The 22368-nt window shown below is 64.8% G+C and carries 28 protein-coding genes and 1 riboswitch; of the genes, 15 read left to right on the forward strand and 13 right to left on the reverse strand.

Annotation, left to right across the window (positions count from 1 at the left end):
- Positions 1 to 38: 38 nt before the first annotated feature.
- Together AWB81_RS04280 and AWB81_RS04285 are read right to left on the reverse strand one after the other, a co-directional pair.
- Entirely contained in the window at positions 39 to 920 is an 882-nt protein-coding gene (locus tag AWB81_RS04280; protein WP_062632660.1) for an EamA family transporter, read from the reverse strand.
- Positions 921 to 1064: 144 nt separating this feature from the next.
- Positions 1065 to 1340 (reverse strand): hypothetical protein, encoded by a 276-nt coding sequence (locus AWB81_RS04285; protein WP_062632661.1) that lies wholly within the window; start codon positions 1338 to 1340, stop codon positions 1065 to 1067.
- A 224-nt stretch (positions 1341 to 1564) separates the two neighbouring features.
- On the opposite strand from AWB81_RS04285, the gene AWB81_RS04290 reads away from it, so the two are divergent.
- Both AWB81_RS04290 and trxA read left to right on the forward strand, forming a co-directional pair.
- Entirely contained in the window at positions 1565 to 2464 is a 900-nt protein-coding gene (locus AWB81_RS04290) for a pirin family protein (protein WP_062632662.1), read from the forward strand.
- An 86-nt stretch (positions 2465 to 2550) separates the two neighbouring features.
- Positions 2551 to 3399, forward strand: coding sequence for a thioredoxin (gene trxA / locus AWB81_RS04295; protein WP_062632663.1), 849 nt, complete (start codon positions 2551 to 2553; stop codon positions 3397 to 3399).
- Positions 3400 to 3497: 98 nt separating this feature from the next.
- Here trxA and tcdA read toward each other — a convergent pair whose 3' ends face one another.
- Entirely contained in the window at positions 3498 to 4361 is an 864-nt protein-coding gene (gene tcdA, locus AWB81_RS04300; RefSeq protein ID WP_062632664.1) for a tRNA cyclic N6-threonylcarbamoyladenosine(37) synthase TcdA, read from the reverse strand.
- 283 nt (positions 4362 to 4644) lie between these two features.
- Between tcdA and pdxH the strand changes: the two genes are divergently transcribed.
- The 3 genes from pdxH to AWB81_RS04315 all read left to right on the forward strand — a co-directional run bounded on the left by pdxH (position 4645) and on the right by AWB81_RS04315 (position 7768).
- Positions 4645 to 5286: a pyridoxamine 5'-phosphate oxidase gene (pdxH, locus tag AWB81_RS04305; RefSeq protein WP_062632665.1), complete on the forward strand. Its 642-nt coding sequence runs from the start codon at positions 4645 to 4647 to the stop codon at positions 5284 to 5286.
- A gap of 200 nt (positions 5287 to 5486) precedes the next feature.
- Positions 5487 to 6701, forward strand: coding sequence for a class I SAM-dependent methyltransferase (locus AWB81_RS04310; RefSeq protein WP_062632666.1), 1215 nt, complete (start codon positions 5487 to 5489; stop codon positions 6699 to 6701).
- Positions 6665 to 7768 carry a DUF72 domain-containing protein gene (locus AWB81_RS04315; RefSeq protein ID WP_087134805.1) on the forward strand — a complete coding sequence of 368 codons (1104 nt, stop codon included), beginning with the start codon at positions 6665 to 6667 and terminating at the stop codon, positions 7766 to 7768. Before AWB81_RS04310 ends, AWB81_RS04315 begins: the two co-directional genes overlap by 37 nt.
- Positions 7769 to 7802: 34 nt before the next feature.
- On the opposite strand, the gene msrA is transcribed toward AWB81_RS04315, so the two are convergent.
- Positions 7803 to 8372 carry a peptide-methionine (S)-S-oxide reductase MsrA gene (msrA, locus tag AWB81_RS04320; protein ID WP_062632667.1) on the reverse strand — a complete coding sequence of 190 codons (570 nt, stop codon included), beginning with the start codon at positions 8370 to 8372 and terminating at the stop codon, positions 7803 to 7805.
- A gap of 241 nt (positions 8373 to 8613) precedes the next feature.
- Here msrA and AWB81_RS04325 point away from each other — a divergent pair, with 241 nt between their 5' ends.
- A complete protein-coding gene (locus AWB81_RS04325; RefSeq protein WP_062632668.1) occupies positions 8614 to 9126 on the forward strand; it encodes a flavin reductase family protein in 513 nt (170 codons plus the stop codon).
- 6 nt (positions 9127 to 9132) lie between these two features.
- Here AWB81_RS04325 and AWB81_RS04330 read toward each other — a convergent pair whose 3' ends face one another.
- Complete coding sequence (locus AWB81_RS04330; protein WP_062632669.1) at positions 9133 to 9624, reverse strand: Lrp/AsnC family transcriptional regulator; 492 nt, start codon at positions 9622 to 9624, stop codon at positions 9133 to 9135.
- Between the two features lie 135 nt (positions 9625 to 9759).
- On the opposite strand from AWB81_RS04330, the gene kynB reads away from it, so the two are divergent.
- From kynB to kynA, 3 genes are read left to right on the forward strand one after another with little or no spacing between them, the layout of a single operon-like run.
- A complete protein-coding gene (gene kynB / locus AWB81_RS04335; protein WP_062632670.1) occupies positions 9760 to 10389 on the forward strand; it encodes an arylformamidase in 630 nt (209 codons plus the stop codon).
- Positions 10390 to 10415: 26 nt separating this feature from the next.
- Positions 10416 to 11681, forward strand: a complete 1266-nt coding sequence (gene kynU / locus AWB81_RS04340) for a kynureninase (protein ID WP_062632671.1) — start codon at positions 10416 to 10418, stop codon at positions 11679 to 11681.
- A 5-nt stretch (positions 11682 to 11686) separates the two neighbouring features.
- Positions 11687 to 12568 carry a tryptophan 2,3-dioxygenase gene (kynA, locus tag AWB81_RS04345; RefSeq protein ID WP_062632672.1) on the forward strand — a complete coding sequence of 294 codons (882 nt, stop codon included), beginning with the start codon at positions 11687 to 11689 and terminating at the stop codon, positions 12566 to 12568.
- A gap of 3 nt (positions 12569 to 12571) precedes the next feature.
- Here kynA and AWB81_RS04350 read toward each other — a convergent pair whose 3' ends face one another.
- Entirely contained in the window at positions 12572 to 13360 is a 789-nt protein-coding gene (locus AWB81_RS04350) for an IclR family transcriptional regulator (RefSeq protein ID WP_062632673.1), read from the reverse strand.
- 112 nt (positions 13361 to 13472) lie between these two features.
- Between AWB81_RS04350 and AWB81_RS04355 the strand changes: the two genes are divergently transcribed.
- The 5 genes from AWB81_RS04355 (at position 13473) to AWB81_RS04370 (ending at position 16495) form a co-directional block, all read left to right on the forward strand.
- Entirely contained in the window at positions 13473 to 14663 is a 1191-nt protein-coding gene (locus AWB81_RS04355) for an acyl-CoA dehydrogenase (protein WP_062632674.1), read from the forward strand.
- 23 nt (positions 14664 to 14686) lie between these two features.
- Positions 14687 to 14908: a hypothetical protein gene (locus tag AWB81_RS44540; protein ID WP_144444082.1), complete on the forward strand. Its 222-nt coding sequence runs from the start codon at positions 14687 to 14689 to the stop codon at positions 14906 to 14908.
- A gap of 65 nt (positions 14909 to 14973) precedes the next feature.
- Complete coding sequence (locus AWB81_RS04360) at positions 14974 to 15276, forward strand: ElaB/YgaM/YqjD family protein (RefSeq protein ID WP_062632675.1); 303 nt, start codon at positions 14974 to 14976, stop codon at positions 15274 to 15276.
- Positions 15277 to 15538: 262 nt separating this feature from the next.
- Positions 15539 to 15919, forward strand: coding sequence for a phage holin family protein (locus AWB81_RS04365; protein WP_062632676.1), 381 nt, complete (start codon positions 15539 to 15541; stop codon positions 15917 to 15919).
- Positions 15920 to 15994: 75 nt separating this feature from the next.
- Positions 15995 to 16495: a DUF3318 domain-containing protein gene (locus AWB81_RS04370; protein WP_062632677.1), complete on the forward strand. Its 501-nt coding sequence runs from the start codon at positions 15995 to 15997 to the stop codon at positions 16493 to 16495.
- A gap of 10 nt (positions 16496 to 16505) precedes the next feature.
- On the opposite strand, the gene AWB81_RS04375 is transcribed toward AWB81_RS04370, so the two are convergent.
- From AWB81_RS04375 to glyA, 7 genes are all read right to left on the reverse strand, one after another.
- Positions 16506 to 16961, reverse strand: coding sequence for a type IV pilin protein (locus AWB81_RS04375; RefSeq protein ID WP_062632837.1), 456 nt, complete (start codon positions 16959 to 16961; stop codon positions 16506 to 16508).
- Positions 16962 to 16972: 11 nt separating this feature from the next.
- A complete protein-coding gene (locus AWB81_RS04380) occupies positions 16973 to 17476 on the reverse strand; it encodes a pilus assembly PilX family protein (RefSeq protein WP_062632678.1) in 504 nt (167 codons plus the stop codon).
- Positions 17473 to 18261, reverse strand: coding sequence for a PilW family protein (locus AWB81_RS04385; protein WP_062632679.1), 789 nt, complete (start codon positions 18259 to 18261; stop codon positions 17473 to 17475). The genes AWB81_RS04380 and AWB81_RS04385 overlap by 4 nt, the downstream gene beginning before the upstream one ends.
- Positions 18258 to 18659, reverse strand: a complete 402-nt coding sequence (locus AWB81_RS04390; RefSeq protein WP_062632680.1) for a type IV pilus modification PilV family protein — start codon at positions 18657 to 18659, stop codon at positions 18258 to 18260. Before AWB81_RS04390 ends, AWB81_RS04385 begins: the two co-directional genes overlap by 4 nt.
- Positions 18656 to 19195: a GspH/FimT family pseudopilin gene (locus tag AWB81_RS04395; protein WP_374730472.1), complete on the reverse strand. Its 540-nt coding sequence runs from the start codon at positions 19193 to 19195 to the stop codon at positions 18656 to 18658. Before AWB81_RS04395 ends, AWB81_RS04390 begins: the two co-directional genes overlap by 4 nt.
- A gap of 161 nt (positions 19196 to 19356) precedes the next feature.
- Complete coding sequence (gene nrdR / locus AWB81_RS04400; protein WP_062632682.1) at positions 19357 to 19839, reverse strand: transcriptional regulator NrdR; 483 nt, start codon at positions 19837 to 19839, stop codon at positions 19357 to 19359.
- 6 nt (positions 19840 to 19845) lie between these two features.
- Positions 19846 to 21093, reverse strand: a complete 1248-nt coding sequence (glyA, locus tag AWB81_RS04405; protein ID WP_062632683.1) for a serine hydroxymethyltransferase — start codon at positions 21091 to 21093, stop codon at positions 19846 to 19848.
- 190 nt (positions 21094 to 21283) lie between these two features.
- Positions 21284 to 21382, reverse strand: a riboswitch (ZMP/ZTP riboswitch).
- 230 nt (positions 21383 to 21612) lie between these two features.
- Between glyA and ydfG the strand changes: the two genes are divergently transcribed.
- Positions 21613 to 22359: a bifunctional NADP-dependent 3-hydroxy acid dehydrogenase/3-hydroxypropionate dehydrogenase YdfG gene (ydfG, locus tag AWB81_RS04410; RefSeq protein WP_062632839.1), complete on the forward strand. Its 747-nt coding sequence runs from the start codon at positions 21613 to 21615 to the stop codon at positions 22357 to 22359.
- The last annotated feature ends 9 nt before the right edge of the window (positions 22360 to 22368 follow it).

The following is a 22368-nucleotide window of genomic DNA, read 5'->3' on the forward strand; positions in this document are numbered from 1 at the left end:
GGTTTCGGGCGGCCGCCCGGGCCGCGCCCGCGGCCCGCTCATTGCGTGGCAAAAAACCTCTGTACGATCCACCCGCCGAATACATTCACGGCGAGCCCCGCCATGACGAGAGCCGCGCCGGCGATCTGCATCGGTGTCAAGGCCTCCCCAAGCAGGACGGCCGCCGAAGCGAGCCCGATGATCGGCACGAGCAGCGAAAACGGCGCGACCTGGCTCGCCGGATATCGCGCTAGCAACTTGCCCCAAAGGCTATAACCGATCAGCGTGGCAACAAACGCGAGATACGCAATCGCAAACACCGACAGCGCCGGAATCGACCGCAGACTCGCCTCGATACGATGAGGCCCCTCGAACACCAGCGACAGCGCAAGAAAAGGCAACGGCGGAATCAGGCTCGCCCACACGACGAGCGACACCAGATCGACCCGCCCCATCCGCTTCGTGACGACGTTCCCGAGCGCCCACATCGCGGCTGCGACGAGCGTCAGTGCAAAGCCGGCGAAGGTCGTCGCGTGGCCGCCCTGCAAGCCGATCAGCGCGAGTCCGCCCGCCGCAATGACGAGCCCGACGAGATTCGCCGCCCGAATGCGCTCGCGAAGGAACATCGCCGCAAAGATCAGCGTGAAGAACGCCTGCGCCTGGAGCACCAGCGATGCAAGCCCCGCCGGCATGCCGACATACATCGCGTAGAAAAGAAACGCGAACTGCCCTAGCGATATGGATAGACCGTAAGCGAACAGCCAGCGCAGCGGCACGCTGGGCCGCTTGACGAAGAACACCGCGGGAAACGCCGCGAGCGTGAAGCGCAGCGCGCCGAGCAGCATCGGCGGGACACCGTGCAGTCCCACCTTGATCACGACGAAATTCACGCCCCACGCGAGAATGACGACAAAAGCGAGCAGCAAATCCTTGGGCGACATCCCGGCTCCGTTGTTGGCCTTGTTGTCGGGCCTTGTTGCGCAAACGGGCAGTTTAGCGGAGGACTTTGCAGCGAGTCTGTAAAAATGCGGTGGGGAAAGAACGCGATGGACCGGTCCGGTCGCGAACATCCATCGCGTATCCGCTTACTTGCCCTGGCCGTTTTCGGTGCCGGCGGCACCGCCGGCCGTCGTCTGGTCCGGGGTCTTCTTGCCGGTCGAAGGCGCATGGCTGCTTGTGTGATGATGCTTCGACTTGTGCTTCGAAGGCGCCATCGTCCCCGAGGACATGTTGTCCTGCATCGGCGATGCGGTCGGCGCGGCCGTCGCATTCGACGAGTTGCCCGACGACGTCTGCGCGATCGCGCCGGTAGCTGCAAAAAGTCCTGCGGTACTGGCGATCAAAAGCTTGCTCTTGCTCATTGTCAGACTCCTATCAAAGTTGCGCGAGACTCACTCGAAGCTCACGGTGACTGCCGTCAATGACCGAAACCCGGTTGCAGGACGGCCCGGCCAAACGCGGCACGTTCCGCACGGCACGCGCCGCCACGAAAACCGCGATGACTGCCCGTCGTCGGGACGAACGCTGCGCCGCCCCGGTTCGGCCAGTAGAATCGGCAGTTCCAGGACTCCTCGCGGCGGACCCCATGTCTTCGGCCATCCACGTCTCTCTCAAGCCGCATCAACATGATGTCGGCGGCCTCACCGTGCGGCGCGTGCTGCCTGCGCTCGCCGTGCGGACCGTCGGCCCGTTCATCTTCTTCGACCACATCGGACCCGCAACGCTCGTGCCCGGCGCGGGCCTCGACGTGCGCCCGCATCCGCATATCGGGCTTGCCACCGTCACCTATCTGTTCGACGGCGCGATCATGCATCGCGACAGCGTCGGCTCGGTGCAGAAGATCGTCCCCGGCGATGTCAACTGGATGACAGCCGGGCGCGGCATCGTCCATTCGGAACGCACGCCCGACGAGGAGCGCGCGTCCGGCCAGTCGATGCACGGCGTCCAGACGTGGGTCGCGCTGCCGGTCGCGAGCGAGGACATCGAGCCGTCGTTCGAGCATCATCCGGGCGCGACGCTGCCGCAGATCGAGCGCGACGGCGTGACGTTGCGCGTGATCGCGGGCAGCGCGTTCGGCGAGACGGCGCCGACCAGAACGTTCTCGCCGACGCTCTACGTCGCCGCGCACTTCGCCGCCGACGGCGAGATCACGCTCGACACCGAACACGAGGAACGCGGCGTCTATCTGGTCGAAGGCGACCTGTCGATCGACGGCACGCCGGTCGCCGAATGCGAGATGGCGGTGCTGACACCGGGCGCAAGCGTGACGCTCGCGAGCGCGAACGGCGCCATCGCGATGCTGCTCGGCGGCGCGCCGCTCGACGGCAAGCGGTTTATCGAATGGAATTTCGTGTCGAGTTCGCGTGAGAAGATCGAGGCCGCCAGGCTCGCGTGGAGCGAACAGAAGATGGGCCACGTGCCCGGCGAAACCGAGTTCATCTCGCTGCCGCCGCCGCGCCGCGAGAACAAGGCGCCGGAGGCTTGATTCAGTATCGGCGGCACATGAGTTGACAATTGCGCAACGCGCCCCAATATGAGCGCCAATCAAAGCGCAAAGGAAAGGAGAACATCATGGATACGACGCTGGCAACTTTCGAAAACGACGTGATCGCGGCCTCGATGCTTGCGCCGGTGCTCGTCGATTTCTGGGCCCCGTGGTGCGGCCCGTGCAAGACGCTCGGGCCGATGCTCGAACGGCTCGAAGCCGAAGGCGCGGGCAAGTGGAAGCTCGTGAAGGTGAACGTCGACGAGAACCAGGAACTTGCCGGCCACTTTCAGGTGCGCAGCATTCCGCACGTCATCGCGTTCGCGGACGGCCATGCGGTCGACCAGTTCGTCGGCGTGCTGCCGGAAGGTCAGTTGCGCGCGTTCCTCGACAAGCTGGTGCCGGACGGCGCCGATGCCGAGCGCCGCGCCGCGCACAGCGCGTGGGCCGCGGGCGACAAGGCCGGCGCGATCGACCTGATCAAGGCGGCGCTCGCGATGGACCCCGGCTACGACGACGCGCGTCTCGACCTGATCGAGTGGCTCCTCGCCGAGCGCCGCACCGACGAGGCGCGCGAAGAAGACAAGCTGCTCTCGCCGAAGACGACGCAAGGCATCGACGCGCGCTACAACGCGCTGAAGACCGAGCTGGACGCCGCCGACGCCGCAGCCGCCCTGCCGCCCGCCGACGCGCTGATCGAAGCCGTGGAAAAGAATCCGGAGGACCTCGACGCGCGCTTCGCGCTCGCGAACCGGCTGATCGCCGGGCGCGACTATGCCGGCGCGCTGGAACATCTGTTCGCGATCGTCCAGCGCGACCGCGGCTTCATGGACGATGTCGGCCGCAAGACGATGCTGTCGGTTTTCGACCTCGCCGCTCATCAGCCAGAACTGGTCGCGCAATGGCGGCGCAAATTGAGCGCGGCTCTCAATTAATGCACGCCCGATAAAAAGCTTTCAGCTTCATTCATTCGGGCTTTTTAAAATAACAACGGCCGGCTTTCACAAGCTGGCCGTTTTTATTACGCCCGGTTTTAAGCCCGCTTTGCCAGATCGCGCAATACGTAGGCGACGGCCGCAAACCCGAAACTCGCTGTCACGCAGACGCTCGATCCGAATCCCGCGCAGTTCAGGCCGACGGGTCCGGCATAGCCCGGCGCGGTTTCGAGGTGCTCGGCGTCCTCGCCGATATCGCAGGCGGGCGCTTCCGGGTAGATCAACGGCTCGTCGGAATAGACCGCGTTCACCCTGAACTTCGACTTCGACCCGCGCGGAAAGCCGTGCAGCTTGCGCAACTGGCCGCGCACCTTCGAGAGCAGCGGGTCCTGGATCGTCTGCGCGAGGTCGTCGATGCGAATCCGCGTCGGGTCGAGCTGGCCGCCCGCGCCACCTACCGTGATGAGCGGCTGCCGGCGCTCGACGCACCACGCGATCAGCGCGGTCTTGGTGCGCACGCTGTCGATCGCGTCGATCACGAAGTCGAAGCCGCCGCCGAGCACCGCGTCGAAATTCGACGGCTCCACGAAATCCTCGACCTGCCGGACGTCGCACGCCGGATCGATCGCGCGGATGCGCTCGGCCATCGCGGTCACTTTCGCCTTGCCGTAGTTGCCGTCGAGCGCGTGGATCTGCCGGTTGGTGTTGCTTTCCGCGACGTTGTCGAGGTCGATCAGCGTTATGCACCCGACGGCGCTCCGCGCGAGCGCTTCCGCCGCCCACGAGCCGACACCGCCAATGCCGATCACCGCGACGTGCGCGCGTTCGAACGCGGCCAGCGCGGGGGCGCCGTACAGCCGCGCGATGCCGCCGAAACGCCGCGCACGGTCGGCCTGCGCTTCGGCGTCCCCGGCAGGAATGGGCGTGGCAGGGTTAAGATTGGAATCGGATGGCGCGGTCATGTGATGTCGGAAGCAGTGGCGGGCAGCGCGTTCAAACCGCGCAAAGCATTATCTGCAGGTTTTTATCGGATTGCGTATTCTGCCTCATCGCGCTGCCTCATCGCGCTGCCCTGACGCGCTGCCTTATCGCGGATTCGCGGACGGAGAACGGCGCGCCATTCGTACATTGACGCCAGATTTACGCCGGGCTTTGACCGCGCGACAATGCTCGCATGGGGATGTAATCGGGGCACGAATTTCCGGCCTTGGCTATACTGATGCGACTGTAGCGTTTGCATAAAACATGACGACTCTCGCCGATCTTCGTAAGAGCTATACCCTCGGATCGCTCGACGCTGCCGATGTCGATCCGAATCCGGTTCGCCAGTTCGAGACGTGGTTCGCCGAGGCGCTCGACGCCAAACTGCCCGAACCGAACACCATGACGCTCGCCACCGTCGACGAGCGTGGCCGGCCGTCGGCGCGCATCGTCCTGATCAAGGGCGTCGACGAGCGCGGGTTTGTCTTCTTCACGAATTATGAAAGCCGCAAGGGCCGCGAGCTCTCCGCCAACTCCGCCGCGAGCCTCCTCTTCTACTGGATCGAACTCGAGCGCCAGGTGCGCATCGAGGGCTCCGTCGTCAAGACGAGCGCCGAAGAAAGCGACGCGTACTTCGCGTCGCGGCCGCTCGGGTCGCGCATCGGTGCGTGGGCGTCGGAGCAGAGTCAGGTGCTCGAAAGCCGTGCGGCGCTCGAGGCCCGTGAGCGCGAAGTGATCGCGCAATACGGCGACAGCCCGCCGCGCCCTCCGCGCTGGGGCGGCTACCGGCTCGTGCCCGACACCATCGAATTCTGGCAAGGCCGTCCTTCACGGTTGCACGACCGCATCGTGTACCGGCGCGAAGACACGGGCAGCGATTGGAGCATCGTCAGGCTCGCGCCTTGAACCGGCTTTCGCCGGTCAGGCGCGCGCGAGCGTTGCATCGCCCCCGGTCCATCGCGGACCATGCAGTTTCATGCGCACCGCAGCGTAACAGTGGCGGCGCGCGTGACCCGTTGGTCGTTCACGGAGTGTAGAAGCAGAAGTCAGGACGAACTGAAGATGCGAGCCTTCCCTTAATTTCATCTAAGCGCGGAGAAACAAGCATGTTCTCGGAGAAGAAGCTGACGCAGTGGGTGCAGGACGTTCGGGACCGGGCCAACCTGCCCGCGCGTCTGGTGTTGTGGGACGGACAGCAGCATGACTTCGGCAGTTTCGCCGCGCCGCAGGTCACGCTGCACGTGAAGAGCGCCACCGCGCTGCCCTATCTGCTCGAACCTAGCCTCGACAATCTCGGCGAAGCCTACGTGAAAGGCAAGATCGACATCGAAGGCAAGCTGTCGGACATCATCAACATCGGCTACTCGCTCGCGACGAGCACCGTCACCAGCGCGAGCAAGCTGGCGCGCGTGCGACGCTACTTCACCCATTCGAAATTGTCGGACAGAAAGGCGATCCAGTATCACTACGACGTCTCCAACGACTTCTACCAGCTCTGGCTCGACCGCAACATGGTCTACTCGTGCGCGTACTTCGAGAACGGCGACGAAGACATCGATACCGCGCAGTTGAAGAAGATCGACCACATCCTCACCAAGATCCAGTTGCAGCCCGGCCAGCTCCTGCTCGATATCGGCTGCGGCTGGGGCGCGCTCGTGATCCGCGCGGCGCAGAAGTTCGGTGCGAAGTGCGTCGGCGTGACGCTCTCGCAGAACCAGTTCGATCTCGCGACGAAACGCGTGAAGGACGCCGGCCTCGAAGGCCAGGTCGAAATCCGCCTGCAGGACTATCGCGACATCGACGGCCAGTTCGACCGCATCACGAGCGTCGGCATGTTCGAGCACGTCGGGCGCAAGAACCTGCCGGTGTATTTCCGCAAGGTCTGCGACCTCCTGACCGACGACGGCGTCGCGATGAACCACGGCATCACGTCGACGGATTCCGACAGCGGCGAAACCGCCTACGGCGCCGGCGAATTCATCGACCGCTACGTGTTCCCCGACGGCGAGCTTCCGCACATCGGACTCGCGCTCGAGTCGCTACAGCGCGGCGGACTGGAGGCGATCGACGTCGAAAGCTTGCGACGCCATTACGCGCGCACGCTCGACGCCTGGGCGGAGCGCTTCGAGTCGAATGCGGAACAGGCAAAGCAACTCGTCGACGACGAGAAATTCCGCATCTGGCGCGTGTATCTCGCGGGCTGCGCGTACGCGTTCGAGAACGACGACGTGTCGATCTACCAGATCGTGTGCCGCAAGGCGGGGCGCAGCGCGACGACGCTGCCGTGGTCGCGCGGCTACATGTACGAGAAGGCGCTCTGAACAGGCCGGTCGAAGGGCTCGCGCCCGAGGAGCAAGGCGACCTGTTCGGCGAGCCAGCCGCTGCCGAACCCCCGCCGACGACGACCTCGCCTCGCAAGCCGCGCGGCGTGCTGCCCGCGACCGTCCCACCCGAGCTCGACGCGCTGTCGCGACGCGTTCCAGCCGCCGTGCATCTGGGCACGTCGACGTGGTCGTTTCCGGGCTGGCGCGACATCGTCTACGGCGACGATTACTCGAACACCAGACTTTCCCGCGACGGCCTGAACGCTTACGGCGCGCATCCGCTGCTGAAATGCGTGTCGATCGACCGGTCGTTCTATGCGCCGCTCTCGCTCGCGGAATACGCGCGCTACGGCAGCCAGGTGCCCGAGCATTTCCGCTTTATCGTGAAGGCGCCCGCCTCCGTCACCGACGCCGTGTTGCGCGGCGAACGCGGCGCGCCCGCCGGCGACAATCCGGCGTTCCTGAACGCGCAGATCGCCATCGACGAATTCGTGCGGCCGTGCATCGACGGGCTCGGCGCGAAAGCCGGCGCGCTCGTGTTCCAGTTCTCGCCGCTGCCCGACGCGATGATCGTCGAGCCGTCGCTTTTCATCGACCGGCTCGCCGCGTTCATGCGCGCGCTGCCGCCGCTCGAAGGCGAAAGCCGCTACGCGGTGGAACTGCGCGACGCCGTCATGCTGACGCCGCGCTTCATCCGCGCGCTGCGCGACGCGAACGTGCGCTACTGCATCGGCGTGCATGCGCGCATGTCCGACACGTGGCGCCAGGCGAAGGCGCTTGCGCTGCTCGACGAAAACGAACTGGGGCCATTGATCGTCCGCTGGAGCCTGCACAGCGGCTTCAGGTACGAGCAGGCGAAGTCGAAGTACGAGCCGTTCGACAAGCTCGTAGACGAAGACCCGGACACGCGCCGCGCGCTGGCCGAATTGGCCGCGCGCTATGTGTTCGCGGGCCAGCCGGTCGTGATCGCGGTGAACAACAAGGCGGAAGGCTCGGCGCCGCTCACCTGCTTCAAGCTGGCGCACGAGATCGCGCTCGCATGCGAAGAGCGGCGCGAAAAATAAAAAACGGCGCCGAGTGGCGCCGTCGAAGAGTACATCAGCGTTTGAGCCGGCTCGCGAACTTCTGCCGGAACTTCGCGACCTTCGGCGCGATCACGAACGAGCAGTAGCCCTGGTTCGGATGCTGCGCGAAGTAGTTCTGGTGGTAGGCCTCGGCGGGAAAGTAGTTGCCGTCGAGCGGCGTCACTTCGGTCACGATCTTGCCGTCGTAGACGTCCTCGCGCTGCAGTTCGTCGATCACTTCCTGCGCGATGCTGCGCTGCTCGTCCGATTCCGTGAATACGGCCGACCGGTACTGCGTGCCGACATCGTTGCCCTGCCGGTTGAGCTGCGTCGGATCGTGCGTCGCGAAAAAGATTTCGAGCACTTCGCGATAGCCGATCACCGACGGATCGAACTCCACTTTCACCACTTCGGCGTGACCGGTGTTGCCGTCGCAGACCTGCTCGTAGGACGGATTCTGCACCCGGCCGCCCGCGTAGCCCGATTCCACCGACAACACGCCCTCGACGCCGAGAAACACCGCCTCCGTGCACCAGAAGCAACCACCGCCGACGGTCGCCGTCTCGCGCGAGGAGGGCTGATTCTGCTGGTTTTGCTCAGTCATGGTTCGCTCCGGTTTGTGCGCATCGCTGACTTATATGGGTGCGCGAACTGAGTCCTCAACCCGGCGAGCTTACTGTCTTTTCAAAAGCCACGCCGGCGACGCGGACTTGAAAAGCCGCTGCAAAGGCGATTCCGCTAGAATCCAGACAATTCCGAAATTTCTTTACATGACTTTTGAAAAAGTCCTTCCGTCTCCAGCGCGACAAGCGGCCGGTCCGGTTGTACACGACACAGTTGCCCCGATGAAACGCGCCAAATCCCCGAATTTCGATCACCCCGCCTTCCGCGACGCACTGAGCCAGTTCGCGACGGGCGTCACGGTCATCACGACGCGCTCGTCGTCCGGCCAGCTGATCGGCATCACTGCAAGCTCGTTCAATTCCGTGTCGCTCGATCCGCCGCTCGTGTTGTGGAGCCTCGCGACCAAATCGGCGTCGATGCCGGTGTTCCAGTCGAACAGTCACTACGTGGTCAACGTGCTGGCGGCATCCCAGATCGACTTGTGCAAGCGCTTCGCCACGGTCAAGGGCGACCGTTTCGCGGGCGTCTCGCACGCGGCCGGCGACACCGGCATGCCAGTGCTCGACGGCGCGCTCGCGTGGTTCGAATGCCATAACCGCAGCCGCTATCAGGAAGGCGACCACGTGATTTTCGTCGGCGAAGTGGAGCGCTGCGGCGTGCACGAGAACGCAAAGGACATCGCCCCGCTGGTCTTCCAGGCGGGGGAGTTCCACACGATCAAGACGATCGGCTGATCCTGACTACGGTCGCGGCTGCTCGATCAGCGCGACCGGCACGCCGCCTTCGTCCTTCATGGTCTGCAGGACGATGTTCGAGCGGATGTCGATCACGCCCGGCGCCTTGTACAGCTTGCTCAGGATGAAATCCGAGTAGTGCTTGAGGTTGTGCGCGAGCACGCGCAGCACATAATGCGTGTCGCCCGTCACGACGAACGCGCTGACCACTTCCGGCCATTCCCGCACGGCCGCAGCAAACGTCTCGTGCCAGTTTTCCTGGTCGTTGCGCATCGAGACGTGGACGAACGCCTCCAGTTCGATGCCGAGCCGCTCGCGATCCAGACACGCGCGATAGCTCGCGATAACACCCTCTTCCTCTAAAAGACGCATCCGGCGCAGACACGCCGACGGCGACAGCGAAATGCGCTCCGCCAAATCCAGGTTGCTGATCCGTCCATCTTCCTGCAGTACCGCCAAAATACGGCAATCCGTTGCATCGAGCGTGAACCCAGTCATTTTTTAGTCTCCCTGGCCCGTTTCATCGAATTATGTTCTAAGACGCGCGGTTTTGGGTGGTTATTTCGCAAGCACTTTTCAGGACTTGACGACTATGATTTGACGCATGTTCACAATTCTGTCAGGCGCCCCGCAATGACCATCCTCTGGGACATTTCCCCGCCGATCCGCCCGGAAACGCCCGTCTGGCCGGGCGATACGCCGGTCGGCGTCGAGCGCGTCTGGCGCATGGAGGCGGGTTCGCCCGTGAACGTCGGACGGCTCACGCTTTCGCCGCACACTGGCGCGCACGCCGACGCCCCGCTTCACTACGACGCCGAAGGCGCGCCGATCGGCGAGGTGGCGCTCGATACCTATCTTGGCCCGTGCCGCGTCATTCACTGCATCGGCGCAGCGCCGGTCGTGACGCCCGCGCACGTCGCGCGCTTTCTTGGCGATGCGCCGCCGCGCGTTTTGCTGCGCACCTACGACCGGGCGCCGCTCGACGCCTGGGACCCGCACTTTTGCGCGGTCGCGCCGGAAACCGTCGATCTGCTGGCGAACCACGGCGTGCGCCTGATCGGCATCGATACGCCGTCGCTCGACCCGCAGGAGTCGAAGACGATGGACGCCCACCAGCGCATCCGCGCGCATCGGATGGCGATTCTCGAAGGCCTCGTGCTCGACGCCATCGCGCCCGGTGACTACGAACTGATCGCGCTGCCGCTCAGATTCGCGACGCTCGACGCCAGCCCCGTGCGTGCGGTGCTGCGGCCACTTCCCTGATTTTCATGACCCAACCGGACATTTCGATGACTAACCGAGACGAAAACGCGCGTGACGATGCAGCGGCCCTCGACCGCGACGACCCGCTTCGCACCCTGCGCGACCAGTTCGCGCTCCAGAGCGACGTGATCTACCTCGACGGCAACTCGCTCGGCGTTCCGCCGAAAGCCGCCGCCGCGCGCGCCGCCGCCGTGATCGCCGGCGAATGGGGCGAGGGCCTCATCCGAAGCTGGAACACGGCGGGCTGGTTCGCCCTGCCGAAGCGCCTCGGCAACAAGCTCGCGCCCCTTATCGGCGCGGGCGAAGACGAAGTCGTCGTTACCGATACGATTTCTAGCAACCTTTTCAAGCTGCTGTCGGCGGCGTTGAAGATGGCGAACGAGCGCGATCCGAAGCGTCGCGTGATCGTGTCGGAACGCTCGAATTTCCCGACCGACCTGTATATCGCGCAGGGGCTCATCGAACAACTGGATCGCGGCTATGAGCTGCGCCTCGTCGACGATCCCTCGGAACTCGAGGCCGCGATCGACGAAAACACCGCCATCGCGATGATCACGCACGTCAATTACCGCACCGGCTACATGCACGACATGGCCGCCGTCACGCAATTGATCCATCGCGCGGGCGCGCTCGCAGTGTGGGATCTGGCGCACTCGGCGGGCGCGGTACCGGTCGACCTGAACGGCGTCGGCGCGGATTACGCGGTCGGCTGCACGTACAAATATCTGAATGGCGGCCCGGGTTCGCCCGCGTTCGTCTGGGTGCCGAAGCGCCACCAGAACGCGTTCTCGCAGCCGCTCTCCGGCTGGTGGGGCCACAAGAAGCCTTTTGAAATGAGCCCGACGTACCGTCCGGACGACGGCATCGGCCGCTTCCTGTGCGGCACGCAGCCGGTGGTTTCGATGGCGCTCGTCGAATGCGGGCTCGACGTCTTCCTGCAAACCAACATGGCGACGCTGCGCCGCAAGTCGCTCGCGCTCTCCGATCTGTTCATCCGGCTCGTCGAGGAGCGCTGCGGGAAGTTTCCGCTGACGCTCGTCACGCCGCGCGAGCACGAACAGCGCGGCTCGCAGGCGAGCTTCGAGCATCCGCACGGCTACGAGGTGATGCAGGCGCTGATCGCGCGCAACGTGATCGGTGATTATCGGGAGCCGCACGTGCTGCGGTTTGGCTTTACGCCGCTCTACACGCGGTTCGTCGACGTCTGGGACGCGGTGGAAGTCCTGCGCGACGTGCTCGAAACAGAAGCGTGGCGCGCGTCCGAATTCGCCGAGCGCGGCGCGGTGACCTGAGAGGTATGGACATGACACAGACTACGACCGGCTGCCCGATGGGCCATGGCGCCGCCACGCCCGCGCAGGAAGGCTGGCACGACGCCCAGCTCGATTTCTCCGACTCGATGAGCTACGGCGACTACCTGTCGCTCGATGCGATCCTCTCGGCGCAGCATCCGCTTTCGCCCGATCACAACGAGATGCTGTTCATCGTGCAGCATCAGACGAGCGAGCTCTGGATGAAGCTCGCGCTCTACGAACTGCGCGCGGCGCTCGAGGCCGTGCATCGCGACGAACTGCCGCCCGCATTCAAGATGCTCGCGCGCGTCTCGCGGATTTTCGAGCAGCTCGTGCAGGCATGGACCGTCCTTTCGACAATGACGCCGTCCGAATACACGGCGATGCGGCCTTACCTGGGCGCGTCGTCGGGGTTCCAGTCGCATCAGTACCGGCAGATCGAGTTCCTGCTCGGCAACAAGAACGTTCAGATGCTCAAGCCGCACGCGCACCGGCCGGCGGTGCTCGCCGAGGTTCAGGCGACGCTTGAAGCGCCTTCGTTCTACGACGAAGTCATTCGTCTGCTGGCACGGCGCGGTTTTCCGATCGCGCCGGAGCGGCTCGATCGCGACTGGACGCAGCCGACGACCCACGACGCCTCGGTCGAAGCAGCGTGGCTCGCGGTCTATCGCGATCCCTCGAAGTACTGGGAACTGTACGAGATGGCGGAAGAGCTGGTCGATCTGGAAGACGCGTTCCGGCAGTGGCGCTTCCGCCATGTGACGACCGTCGAGCGGATCATCGGCTTCAAGCAGGGCACGGGCGGCACGAACGGCGCGCCGTATCTGCGCAAGATGCTCGATGTCGTGCTGTTTCCGGAACTGTGGCACGTGAGGACCGTGCTCTGACCTTCACGCGAGCCGCGCCGCCAGCGCCCTGAGCTTCGGCGCGATGACCTCGCGAAACATCGCCTCCCCCATCGACGACGCCGGCCCGCTGCTGCTCAGCACGAGCCAGCGGCCGTTGCGCACATCGCGGAACGGCGCGGCGATCGCGTTGACGTCCTCATGCCAGTCGCGAAAAGAATAGCAACAGCCGTCGCGGGCGAGATCCTCTAGCGCGTCTTCCGCCGCCTTCACGAGCGCAGGGCCATCATCGCCGGCCGCCGCCGACAGTTCTTCCAGCAACGCCGCGCGCGCCGCCGGCTCCTGCACGGCGAGATAGGCGCGACCCATCGAACTCGTCAGCATCGAGAGCCGCGAGCCGGGCGCGAGACCGAGCGTCAGCGCGGTCTCGCTGCGTATCGTTTCGAGATAGATCATGTCGAGCCCGTCGCGGCATCCGAGCGACACCGCCGCGCCGATCTCCCGCGCGAGTTCCCGCATATGCGGTCGCGCGAGTTCGAGCGTGTCCGCGCCCGCGAGCAAAGCGAATCCGAGCGACAACACGCCCGTGTCCAGCGCGTACTTGCCCGCAGGCTCGTCGAAACGCAGGTAGCCGAGCGCGGTAAGCGTGTAGGCGAGCCGGTTGACCGTCGCTTTCGGCAGGCCGGTGCGCTCGGCGAAATCGCGATTGCCGAGCAGAACCTCGCCCGGCCGGAACGCGCGCAACAACTCCAGCCCGCGAGCGAGCGCGACGACGAACTTGCGCTCGTCGATCGCCTCCGACGAGGCGAAATTACGAATGGAATCCGACGACATCGAGTGCTAAACTCCACATTGGTTTGCAAAACATTGTTCCGCACAGCGGAATTTAAGTCAAGCGCCGAGCGTTTCGAAGCCGGCGCCTTTCGATGAAGTCAGGAGAAAGCACATGGCCGAAGCCGCCCGTTTCAACTGGGAAGACCCGCTGCTGATCGATCAGCAACTGAACGACGAAGAACGCATGATCCGCGATGCCGCGCGCGCCTACGCGCAGGACAAGCTCGCGCCGCGCGTCCTCGCGGCGTTTCGCGAGGAAAAGACCGATCCGGCGATCTTCCGCGAGATGGGCGAACTCGGCCTCCTCGGCCCGACGATTCCCGAACAGTACGGCGGCCCCGGTCTCAACTACGTGAGCTACGGCCTGATCGCGCGGGAAGTCGAGCGCGTGGATTCGGGCTACCGGTCGATGATGTCGGTGCAGTCGTCGCTCGTGATGGTGCCGATCAACGAGTTCGGCACCGATGCGCAGAAGGAAAAATACCTGCCGAAGCTCGCCACCGGCGAGTGGATCGGCTGCTTCGGCCTGACCGAGCCCAACGCCGGCTCGGACCCGGCCAGCATGACGACGCGCGCGAAGAAGGTGAACGGCGGCTACTCGCTGTCGGGATCGAAGATGTGGATTTCGAACTCGCCGATCGCCGATGTGTTCGTCGTCTGGGCGAAGCTCGAAGAGCACGGCCGGGACGAGATCCGCGGCTTCATCCTGGAGAAAGGCTGGAAGGGGCTGTCGGCGCCCGCAATCCACGGCAAGGTGGGCTTGCGCGCATCGATCACCGGCGAAATCGTGATGGACGAGGTCTTCGTCCCTGAAGACAACCTCATGCCGAACGTGCGCGGCCTCAAAGGTCCGTTTACCTGCCTGAACTCGGCGCGCTACGGCATCGCATGGGGCGCGCTCGGCGCGGCGGAGGCGTGCTGGCACACGGCGCGCCAGTACGTGCTCGATCGCAAACAGTTCGGCCGGCCGCTCGCCGCCAACCAGTTGATTCAAAAGAAACTCGCCGACATGCAGACCGAAATCACGCTCGGCCTGCAAGGCGTGCTGCGCCTCGGCCGCATGAAGGACGAAGGCACGGCGGCCGTCGAAATCACGTCGATCATGAAACGCAATTCCTGCGGCAAGGCGCTCGACATCGCCCGGCTCGCACGCGACATGCTCGGCGGCAACGGCATTTCCGACGAATTCGGCATCGCGCGGCATCTCGTGAATCTCGAAGTGGTGAACACCTACGAAGGTACGCACGACATCCACGCATTGATCCTCGGTCGCGCCCAGACCGGGATTCAGGCGTTTTTCTGACGCCCTTCCCGACGCTCCCCGGCATGAAGAAAGCCAACGCGATTTCCGCGTTGGCTTTTTTTATTGAAGAACCGGCTTATATGAACGACGTCTGCCAATCCGCATTTCGTGTAATCTTTCGGCCGTCCGAAGAAACTTTTACGGGCCAGATCGTCTCCATTCCTTTCATGCGCATCGCGCTGCGCCGGGCTGCACATCGTTCGGCGGGAACAAAACGTGCGCATCGAGCTTTCCAAGACGCCTGAGGGCGCTCGTCAGCGACCGCATCTTTGGTTACGATTCGCGTAGCCTCACCCGATTGGAGTCATCAATGTCAGAAATCAATAAGGAGCGATTCATGTCGGATATCAAAACCGTTCTCTCCGATGCCGAGGACCTGCTCAAGCAGGCAGCCAGCGCCACCGGCGAGCGTGCATCCGAATTGCGCGAGACCGCTCTGACCCGGTTGAAGCAGGCGAAGGAGAAGGCAGCGGACGCGCAGGTCGTGGTCGTGGAGCGGGGCAAGAAGGCAGCGCGCGCCACCGACGACTACGTGCACGAGCATCCGTGGGCATCGATTGGTATCGCGGCGGGCCTCGGCGTGATGATCGGCCTCTTGATCAATCGCCGCTGATCGCCGCCGTTCTTCTGTTTTGAAGCGGCAACGGTCGCGCCTGTCTGGTAAACCGGCCAGCAGCGACTGTGTGGGCAGCGAAGCGATCCTTCGCGGTAGCTGGCGGTGGCCTGATCATTGCTGAGACCGTTGCCAACGCTTCGAACCGTTCTCTGCAGTATTCGCCCGACATTCGAACCGGTTCGAACCCATCGCACCGGCGGTCCTCGCTGAGGTCCGCCGGCCCCACTCAGCGCTACTCAACGCGCCTCGCGCCCACGCCATGACGACTGAAAGGCCATCTCCGCAATCGCCCCCCGGACCCTTGCGACGTATCGTGAGTTCCGCGTTCGCCATCTTCGAGACGCGCCTGGAACTGCTCGGCATCGAACTTCAGGAGGAGAAGGACCGTCTGATCAGCGTGCTGTTCCTCGGCCTCGCCGCGATGATGCTGACGATGATGGCGCTGATCACGCTGACGGTGCTGATCGCCATCTTCTTCTGGGACACCTACCGCTGGCAGTCGCTTGCGGGCATTACGCTCGCCTATGCGCTGGTCGCGCTGTTCTGCGGCTTGCGGGCAAGAAGCGGCCTGCGCGACGCACCGAACATGTTCGACGAAACGCTCTCGGAATTCCGCAAGGACCGCGACACGTTCCGCTGACACGCGTATGCCACGACACGTCGCCCCGACACCGCGCCGAACTCTCAACCGCCGACCCCGAACAAGCCGCCCGACATGAGCCAATCCGACGACACCTTCAAGGCGCAAAAGCGCGCCCAGGCGCACAAGCTGAGCACGCCGCACATGCGCGCGCTGCGCAAGGAACTGCTGATCGCGCGCGCGGACGTCGAGCGCATGGAGATCGCGCAGGCGACCGCCGACCTGCGCCACTCGGTGACGCACTTCAGCTTTCTCAAGTTCCTGATCCCGCGGCGTGCCGCCGGCGGCTTCGGCCGGAACCGCGCGGCGGGCGGCGGCGGCATCGCCTCGTTGCTGAGCGGTCTGCTCTCCGGCGGCGGCTTCGCTTCGCTGCTGAGGCAATATCCGATCATCGGTTCGCTCGCCTCGCTGGTTCTGACGAAACCGGTGCTGGGCAAGCTCGCGCGCGGTGCGAAGCCGGCGCTCAAGTGGGGCGGACTTGCATTGGTCGTCTGGGAAGGCTTTCGCGTCTGGCAGCAAATGAAGAGCACGTCCACCGAAACCTCGGCCGACGCCGTCGACCCGACCGTCTTCTGAGCGTTCCCATTCACCGGCCGCTCCAGCAGACGGTGGCGTCGACTGGGGCGGCCGACGCTGGCGCACGGTTCGAACGCGCTCCGGTTGCGTCGATGACGAAGACGCCACAGGCATCGTCCTGCATCGCACCGGGCGCGACCGGCTCGGCCTCTATCGCGTAGCCGCCATTCGTCGCCGATTCTGCGATCGCGCGCAGGCGATACACCGGCGTTCCGTTTGCGGGCGCCTGATCGAAACCAGCGGGCAAGGACGGCACGTCGGCATTGGGTGACGACTGCGCCGCGCGAGCCGTCTCGATGAACTGCGCGGCGCGATACAGCGCCGCCGAAGCCTCCATGCGGTGCGCCTTCGCCACGTGCCCTCGGTACGCGAGAATCGCAAACGTCGCGATGATCGCAACGACGCCAAGCGCGATCATCAGTTCGAGCAAGGTGAAGCCAGCCCGGCGCGTGCACGTCAGGATCATGTCGAATTCCCTCAAAACGGTTTTGCGACGACGCGTCGCCAGCGGCGCTTGACGCTGCTTCCGGCGATTTCGATTTCGAGTTGCAGCCAGCTTTCCGCGTCGCCGCTCGCTCCGAAGCCGCGCGCCGTCAACAGATACGAGCGCGCGGAGGCGTCGCCGGAGCGTGACCAGGGCTCGATCAGGCACTGTGGAACACGCCGTGCATAAGGCCACGCGACGAACGGCGCAATCGCCGATGCGCCCGCTCCTTCGAACGACGCCTTCGCGCGCCAGCCTGTCGGTTTGCCGGCGAAAGCGTTTTGCGGCGGGTCGGACGAATCGACGACCATCCGGCTGCATCGCGCGAGCGCGCTGTCCGCCGCATGAAACGCCTGCACCCGATCGCGCAGGCTCGCGGCCGAGCGCGTGGCGACGATCGAACTTTCGAGCCACGCGCTCGCCGTCACCAGCATCATCGACGACAGAAGCAGCACGATCGGCAGGACCGTGCCGCGCGATTTCGAACGCGGAGTCATGACGGCCTCCCGCTGTCGACCGTGACTGCGTTGCGGATCGCCACGCGCCGCCAGAAAGCCTGCCGGGCGCGCGAATCGGTGGAAACGACGAGCGAGCCGTCGCAATCGACGTAGCTTCTGCCCTTGCCGGCCGTGACCGGATCGCCGCGCAACCGCACGCAGATGTCGGCAGCGACCACCGATGTCCAGCGCTCGCGCGGAACGCTTGCGGCATTGACGGCCGTCTCCGCGTTGTCGAGCCAGTAGGCGAGGCGCAGCCGCTCGATGCCTTCAACCATCGGTAGTGCCTGTCTGCCGACGCCTTCGCAATACAGCTCCGGCTCGCCGGTCGAGGCGCTGGCCTTCGCGTAAAAGCGGTCGACGACATAGGCGCCGGCGGCTTGCCCCTGGCAATCGGTGGGCGCGCCCGACGACGACGGCCACGTCGCGACGACATCTGCGGCGTAGCGGATCAACACGCCGTCCGAATGGCTCGCGAGCGATTCGCACGCTGGCGCATCGTCCGAGCCGACCACGCGCCCCTGCGAGCAGCCGAACAGGCCCACGCCGACGGCGCTTCCAGGTGGCGCGAACGCGGCCATCTGCAATTGCTGGCCGACGAGATCGAGCGCGGCGGCAGCGGCCTCGTGCATGCGCAGGATGTCGGCGGCGCGGTCGTGCGACGCGCGCTGTCCGCGATAAAGCGTCAGCGCCGCGACCACGACGAGAATGCCGAGCGCCATGGAAATCGCCAGTTCGAGCAACGTGTGGCCGCGAGAGACGGGACAGCGACGAACCGGGCTCATCGCGCAAACGCCACTGCGACGCAAGCTGAATTCGGTTTCGCCAGCGGCTCGGCGCAGGCTTCGGCCGAGTCGTCCGCTCGCCAACTCACGACCGCGACGCGCACGCTGTCCGCCTGGTCGAACACATCGACGTCGCCCTGCGGCAACATCGACGCCGCGCGCGGGCGCCATTGCGACACCACCGGTCCGCGATCTTCATCGCGCCGGATGCCCTCAGCGACGGAATCGGCGATCAGCGTCGCCCGTTCGCGGGCCAGCACCATCCGCTCGCTGCGCGCGAGCCACGTCTGCCCTGCGATCAGGCCAAGCGTAGTGATTGCGATGAGCGACAGCGCGATCATCACTTCGATCAACGAGTCGCCGCGTTGCCTCCGATACTGCGTGCGATGGATGATCATGCCGCCGCTCCGCAGCCGCCTTGCGTCATGCGCGCCCGGCCGCCGGTTGCAAGGCGGATGCAGCGGGCGGAAAGCGCGGACGCCGCGAGCCTGCTGTTGCGCGCGCTGAAATCGAAACTCCGGAAGCCGCCGATCACCTGGCCGGCGGGCGGCGTGAACGACAGATCGGTCGTCGCCCCGGCGATTGCAATCGAAGGCGAAGCAGGTTGCGCTCGCAACAACACGGGGGCGCCGTCGCGTTCAACGAAGAGCGCCCAGCCGCACGACCAGTCGGCCGCGCCCGAACCGCAGTTCTTGCCGGGCGCGAGACAGTGGCGCGCGACGTCGATCCGGCACAGCGTCACGCGCGCGCCTCGCTTCACGGCTTCCGAGCGCGCGAGCGAGAGCGTGGAAAAGAGCGCACGGGCGCGCGCGTCGACCTGGTCACGCAGGTGCCACGCAAGAAAAGAAGGCGTCGCGAACGTCGCGATGATCGCCATCACGGCGAGCACCACGGACAGTTCGACGACCGTGAAGCCAAAAAAGCGAGGTTTCATTCGCATCCCTCATCGATCGAGTGAGAACAGCGCTCAATCTAGCGAGAAATGCTGGCCGCCGCCATCGGCCGAATGGCCGACTACCGGACGCGCGAAAGCCGCGACAGACTCTTCTTTGTCGTTGGCTCTCAATGCACGGGAAGGGAAAAATGCAGAAACGCTCAGCGCTTGCGGGAAGTCGATTTCTTCGGCGCGGCACGCCGGAATTCATCGAGCACGTCTTCGAACTCGGAAACGTCTTCGAAGCGTTTGTAGACGGACGCGAATCGTACGTAGGCGATGGTGTCGAGCTGGCGCAACTCGTTCATCACGAGTTCGCCGAGGCGCTCGCTGCGCACTTCGCGCTCGCCGCTGCCGAGCAACTGGTATTCGATGCGGGCGACGGCTGCGTCGATCGCATCGGCTGCAACCGGGCGCTTTCTCAGCGCCAGTTGCATGCTCGCGACGATCTTGCGACGATCGAATTCGGTGCGGCTGCCATCCTTCTTCACCACCGACGGCAGCGCCAGCTCGACCCGCTCATACGTCGTGAAACGCTTGTCGCAGGACGGGCAGCGGCGCCGGCGCCGGATGGCCGCGCCGTCTTCGGACACGCGCGAATCCACCACTTGCGTGTCGTCGTGACGGCAGAAGGGGCAGCGCATCGGGGCTCAGCCGTAGACCGGGAACTGCTTCGTCAGCTCGGCGACCTTTGCGCGCACGCGCTCGAGATTCGCCTGATCTTCCGGGTTGTCCAGCACGTCCGCGATCAGGTTGCCGACGATTTCCGCTTCCTTCACGCCGAAGCCGCGCGTCGTCATGGCGGGCGAACCGAGGCGCACGCCGCTCGTGACGAACGGCTTTTCCGGATCGTTCGGAATCGCGTTCTTGTTGACCGTGATGTGCGCGGCGCCGAGCGCAGCTTCCGCAGCCTTGCCGGTGATCTTCTTCGCGCGCAGGTCGACCAGCATCACGTGGCTTTCCGTGCGGCCGGAGACGATGCGCAGGCCGCGCTTCACCAGCGTTTCGGCGAGCACGCGCGCGTTGTCGACCACGCGCTGCTGGTATTCCTTGAATTCCGGCGACAGCGCTTCCTTGAAGGCGACGGCCTTGGCGGCAATCACGTGCATGAGCGGACCGCCCTGGATGCCCGGGAAGATGGCCGAGTTAATCTGCTTCTCGAACTCGGCCTTCATCAGGATCACGCCGCCGCGCGGGCCGCGCAGGCTCTTGTGCGTCGTGGTCGTGACGAAGTCGGCGTGCGGCACCGGATTCGGATAGACGCCCGCGGCGATGAGGCCCGCGTAGTGCGCCATGTCGACCATGAAGTAGGCGCCGACGCTCTTCGCGATCTGCGACATGCGCTCGAAGTCGATCTTCAGCGCGAACGCGGAAGCGCCCGCCACGATCAGCTTCGGCTTGTGTTCCTTCGCGAGCTCTTCCGTCTTTGCGTAGTCGATGTCTTCGGCTTCGTTCAGGCCGTAACTCACGACCTTGAACCACTTGCCCGACATGTTGACGGGCGAGCCGTGCGTGAGGTGGCCGCCTTCGGCGAGGCTCATGCCCATGATGGTGTCGCCGGGCTTGAGCATCGCGAAGAAGACGCCCTGGTTCGCCTGCGAGCCGGAGTTCGGCTGCACGTTCGCGGCTTCGGCGCCAAACAGCTGCTTCACGCGGTCGATAGCGAGCTGCTCGACCACGTCGACATACTCGCAGCCGCCGTAGTAACGCTTGCCGGGATAGCCTTCGGCGTACTTGTTGGTGAGCTGCGAGCCCTGCGCTTCCATGACGGCCGGGCTCGTGTAGTTTTCCGACGCGATCAGTTCGATGTGATCTTCCTGGCGGCGGTTTTCCAGTTCGATGGCCTTGAACAGTTCGGGATCGACGCTGGCGATGGTGCTTTGGGCTCTGTCAAACATACGTTTTCCGTTAGATCTAAACAGGTTGACCGGATCGCGCGTGCGCGGGCATGGCTGCCTGACGTCACGCTGGTGACACTGGTGACGTTACGGCACGTGGCGCGGGATGCAGAATGGGTCCTGGCGTGGGAGGAAAACTCCGTATACGCGAGACGGACAGCCACCGGCAGCGCAGCGACGGCGCGCGGATCTCAGCTGCCCAGGCGAACGGCAAAACGATGCTCCGCGCTTCCCGGTGGGTCGTTCCACCTTGAATCCGAAGATTCTATCGCCAGTCACGCGGAGTTTGAGCGTTGTAGTGTAATGGGGTGTCGTGCAATAGGCAACCGAGGCCGCGCGCCGCTGCGGGAGCCTAAATCAGGCAAAATTGCACGACCGTTCGTATTGCTGTACGCCCATGATCATGCGGAGCCCGCGACTTGCCGCGCCGCACCAATGGAAGTACGCTTTGCGCCGTTGCAAGGCGCACCCATGCGCCGCGCGAACCTCGTTTCCCTACATCACAACCGGAACCCGCTCATGATCGTATTCGTCACTGGCGCGTCCGCCGGCTTCGGCGCCGCCATCGCCCGCACTTTCGTGAAAGGCGGTCATCGCGTGATCGCCAGCGCCCGGCGCCGTGACCGGCTCCAGGCGCTCTCGAACGAGCTCGGCGACGCGCTCCTGCCCCTCGAACTCGATGTCACCGACGACCGCGCCGTTGCCGCCGCCATCGCGTCGCTGCCGGAAGCCTTCTCGCAGGTCGACGTGCTCGTCAACAACGCCGGCCTCGCGCTCGGCCTCGAACCGGCGCAGCGCGCGAATCTCGACGACTGGAAGAAGATGATCGAGACGAACTGCACGGGCCTCGTCTCGGTTACGCACGCGGTGCTGCCGGGCATGGTCGAGCGCAATCGCGGCCATGTGTTCAACATGGGATCCGTCGCGGGCACCTATCCGTATGCGGGCGGCAACGTGTACGGCGCGAGCAAGGCGTTCGTGCGCCAGTTCAGCCTGAACCTGCGCGCGGATGTGGCGGGCACCGCGCTGCGCGTCACCGATATCGAGCCGGGCCTCGTCGGCGGCACCGAATTTTCGAACGTGCGCTTCAAGGGCGACGACTCGAAAGCGGCCAACGTCTACCAGAATGTTCAGGCGCTCACCCCCGAAGACATCGCCGACGCCATCTACTGGATCGCGACCCGTCCGGCGCACGTGAACGTCAACGCCATCGAGATCATGCCGATCGCGCAGACCTTCGCACCGTTGCAAATACATCGCGGTTGAATGCCCGAT

The organism is Caballeronia arationis (genome assembly GCF_001544975.2).
Lineage (GTDB): Bacteria > Pseudomonadota > Gammaproteobacteria > Burkholderiales > Burkholderiaceae > Caballeronia > Caballeronia arationis.

Coding starts and splice junctions, on each gene's coding strand:
- AWB81_RS04280 (WP_062632660.1), bottom strand. CDS start 920: ATGTCGCCCAAGGATTTGCTGCTCGCTTTTGTCGTCATTCTCGCGTGG.
- AWB81_RS04285 (WP_062632661.1), bottom strand. CDS start 1,340: ATGAGCAAGAGCAAGCTTTTGATCGCCAGTACCGCAGGACTTTTTGCA.
- AWB81_RS04290 (WP_062632662.1), top strand. CDS start 1,565: ATGTCTTCGGCCATCCACGTCTCTCTCAAGCCGCATCAACATGATGTC.
- trxA (WP_062632663.1), top strand. CDS start 2,551: ATGGATACGACGCTGGCAACTTTCGAAAACGACGTGATCGCGGCCTCG.
- tcdA (WP_062632664.1), bottom strand. CDS start 4,361: ATGACCGCGCCATCCGATTCCAATCTTAACCCTGCCACGCCCATTCCT.
- pdxH (WP_062632665.1), top strand. CDS start 4,645: ATGACGACTCTCGCCGATCTTCGTAAGAGCTATACCCTCGGATCGCTC.
- AWB81_RS04310 (WP_062632666.1), top strand. CDS start 5,487: ATGTTCTCGGAGAAGAAGCTGACGCAGTGGGTGCAGGACGTTCGGGAC.
- msrA (WP_062632667.1), bottom strand. CDS start 8,372: ATGACTGAGCAAAACCAGCAGAATCAGCCCTCCTCGCGCGAGACGGCG.
- AWB81_RS04325 (WP_062632668.1), top strand. CDS start 8,614: ATGAAACGCGCCAAATCCCCGAATTTCGATCACCCCGCCTTCCGCGAC.
- AWB81_RS04330 (WP_062632669.1), bottom strand. CDS start 9,624: ATGACTGGGTTCACGCTCGATGCAACGGATTGCCGTATTTTGGCGGTA.
- kynB (WP_062632670.1), top strand. CDS start 9,760: ATGACCATCCTCTGGGACATTTCCCCGCCGATCCGCCCGGAAACGCCC.
- kynU (WP_062632671.1), top strand. CDS start 10,416: ATGACTAACCGAGACGAAAACGCGCGTGACGATGCAGCGGCCCTCGAC.
- kynA (WP_062632672.1), top strand. CDS start 11,687: ATGGACATGACACAGACTACGACCGGCTGCCCGATGGGCCATGGCGCC.
- AWB81_RS04350 (WP_062632673.1), bottom strand. CDS start 13,360: ATGTCGTCGGATTCCATTCGTAATTTCGCCTCGTCGGAGGCGATCGAC.
- AWB81_RS04355 (WP_062632674.1), top strand. CDS start 13,473: ATGGCCGAAGCCGCCCGTTTCAACTGGGAAGACCCGCTGCTGATCGAT.
- AWB81_RS44540 (WP_144444082.1), top strand. CDS start 14,687: ATGAAGAAAGCCAACGCGATTTCCGCGTTGGCTTTTTTTATTGAAGAA.
- AWB81_RS04360 (WP_062632675.1), top strand. CDS start 14,974: ATGTCAGAAATCAATAAGGAGCGATTCATGTCGGATATCAAAACCGTT.
- AWB81_RS04365 (WP_062632676.1), top strand. CDS start 15,539: ATGACGACTGAAAGGCCATCTCCGCAATCGCCCCCCGGACCCTTGCGA.
- AWB81_RS04370 (WP_062632677.1), top strand. CDS start 15,995: ATGAGCCAATCCGACGACACCTTCAAGGCGCAAAAGCGCGCCCAGGCG.
- AWB81_RS04375 (WP_062632837.1), bottom strand. CDS start 16,961: ATGATCCTGACGTGCACGCGCCGGGCTGGCTTCACCTTGCTCGAACTG.
- AWB81_RS04380 (WP_062632678.1), bottom strand. CDS start 17,476: ATGACTCCGCGTTCGAAATCGCGCGGCACGGTCCTGCCGATCGTGCTG.
- AWB81_RS04385 (WP_062632679.1), bottom strand. CDS start 18,261: ATGAGCCCGGTTCGTCGCTGTCCCGTCTCTCGCGGCCACACGTTGCTC.
- AWB81_RS04390 (WP_062632680.1), bottom strand. CDS start 18,659: ATGATCATCCATCGCACGCAGTATCGGAGGCAACGCGGCGACTCGTTG.
- AWB81_RS04395 (WP_374730472.1), bottom strand. CDS start 19,195: ATGAAACCTCGCTTTTTTGGCTTCACGGTCGTCGAACTGTCCGTGGTG.
- nrdR (WP_062632682.1), bottom strand. CDS start 19,839: ATGCGCTGCCCCTTCTGCCGTCACGACGACACGCAAGTGGTGGATTCG.
- glyA (WP_062632683.1), bottom strand. CDS start 21,093: ATGTTTGACAGAGCCCAAAGCACCATCGCCAGCGTCGATCCCGAACTG.
- ydfG (WP_062632839.1), top strand. CDS start 21,613: ATGATCGTATTCGTCACTGGCGCGTCCGCCGGCTTCGGCGCCGCCATC.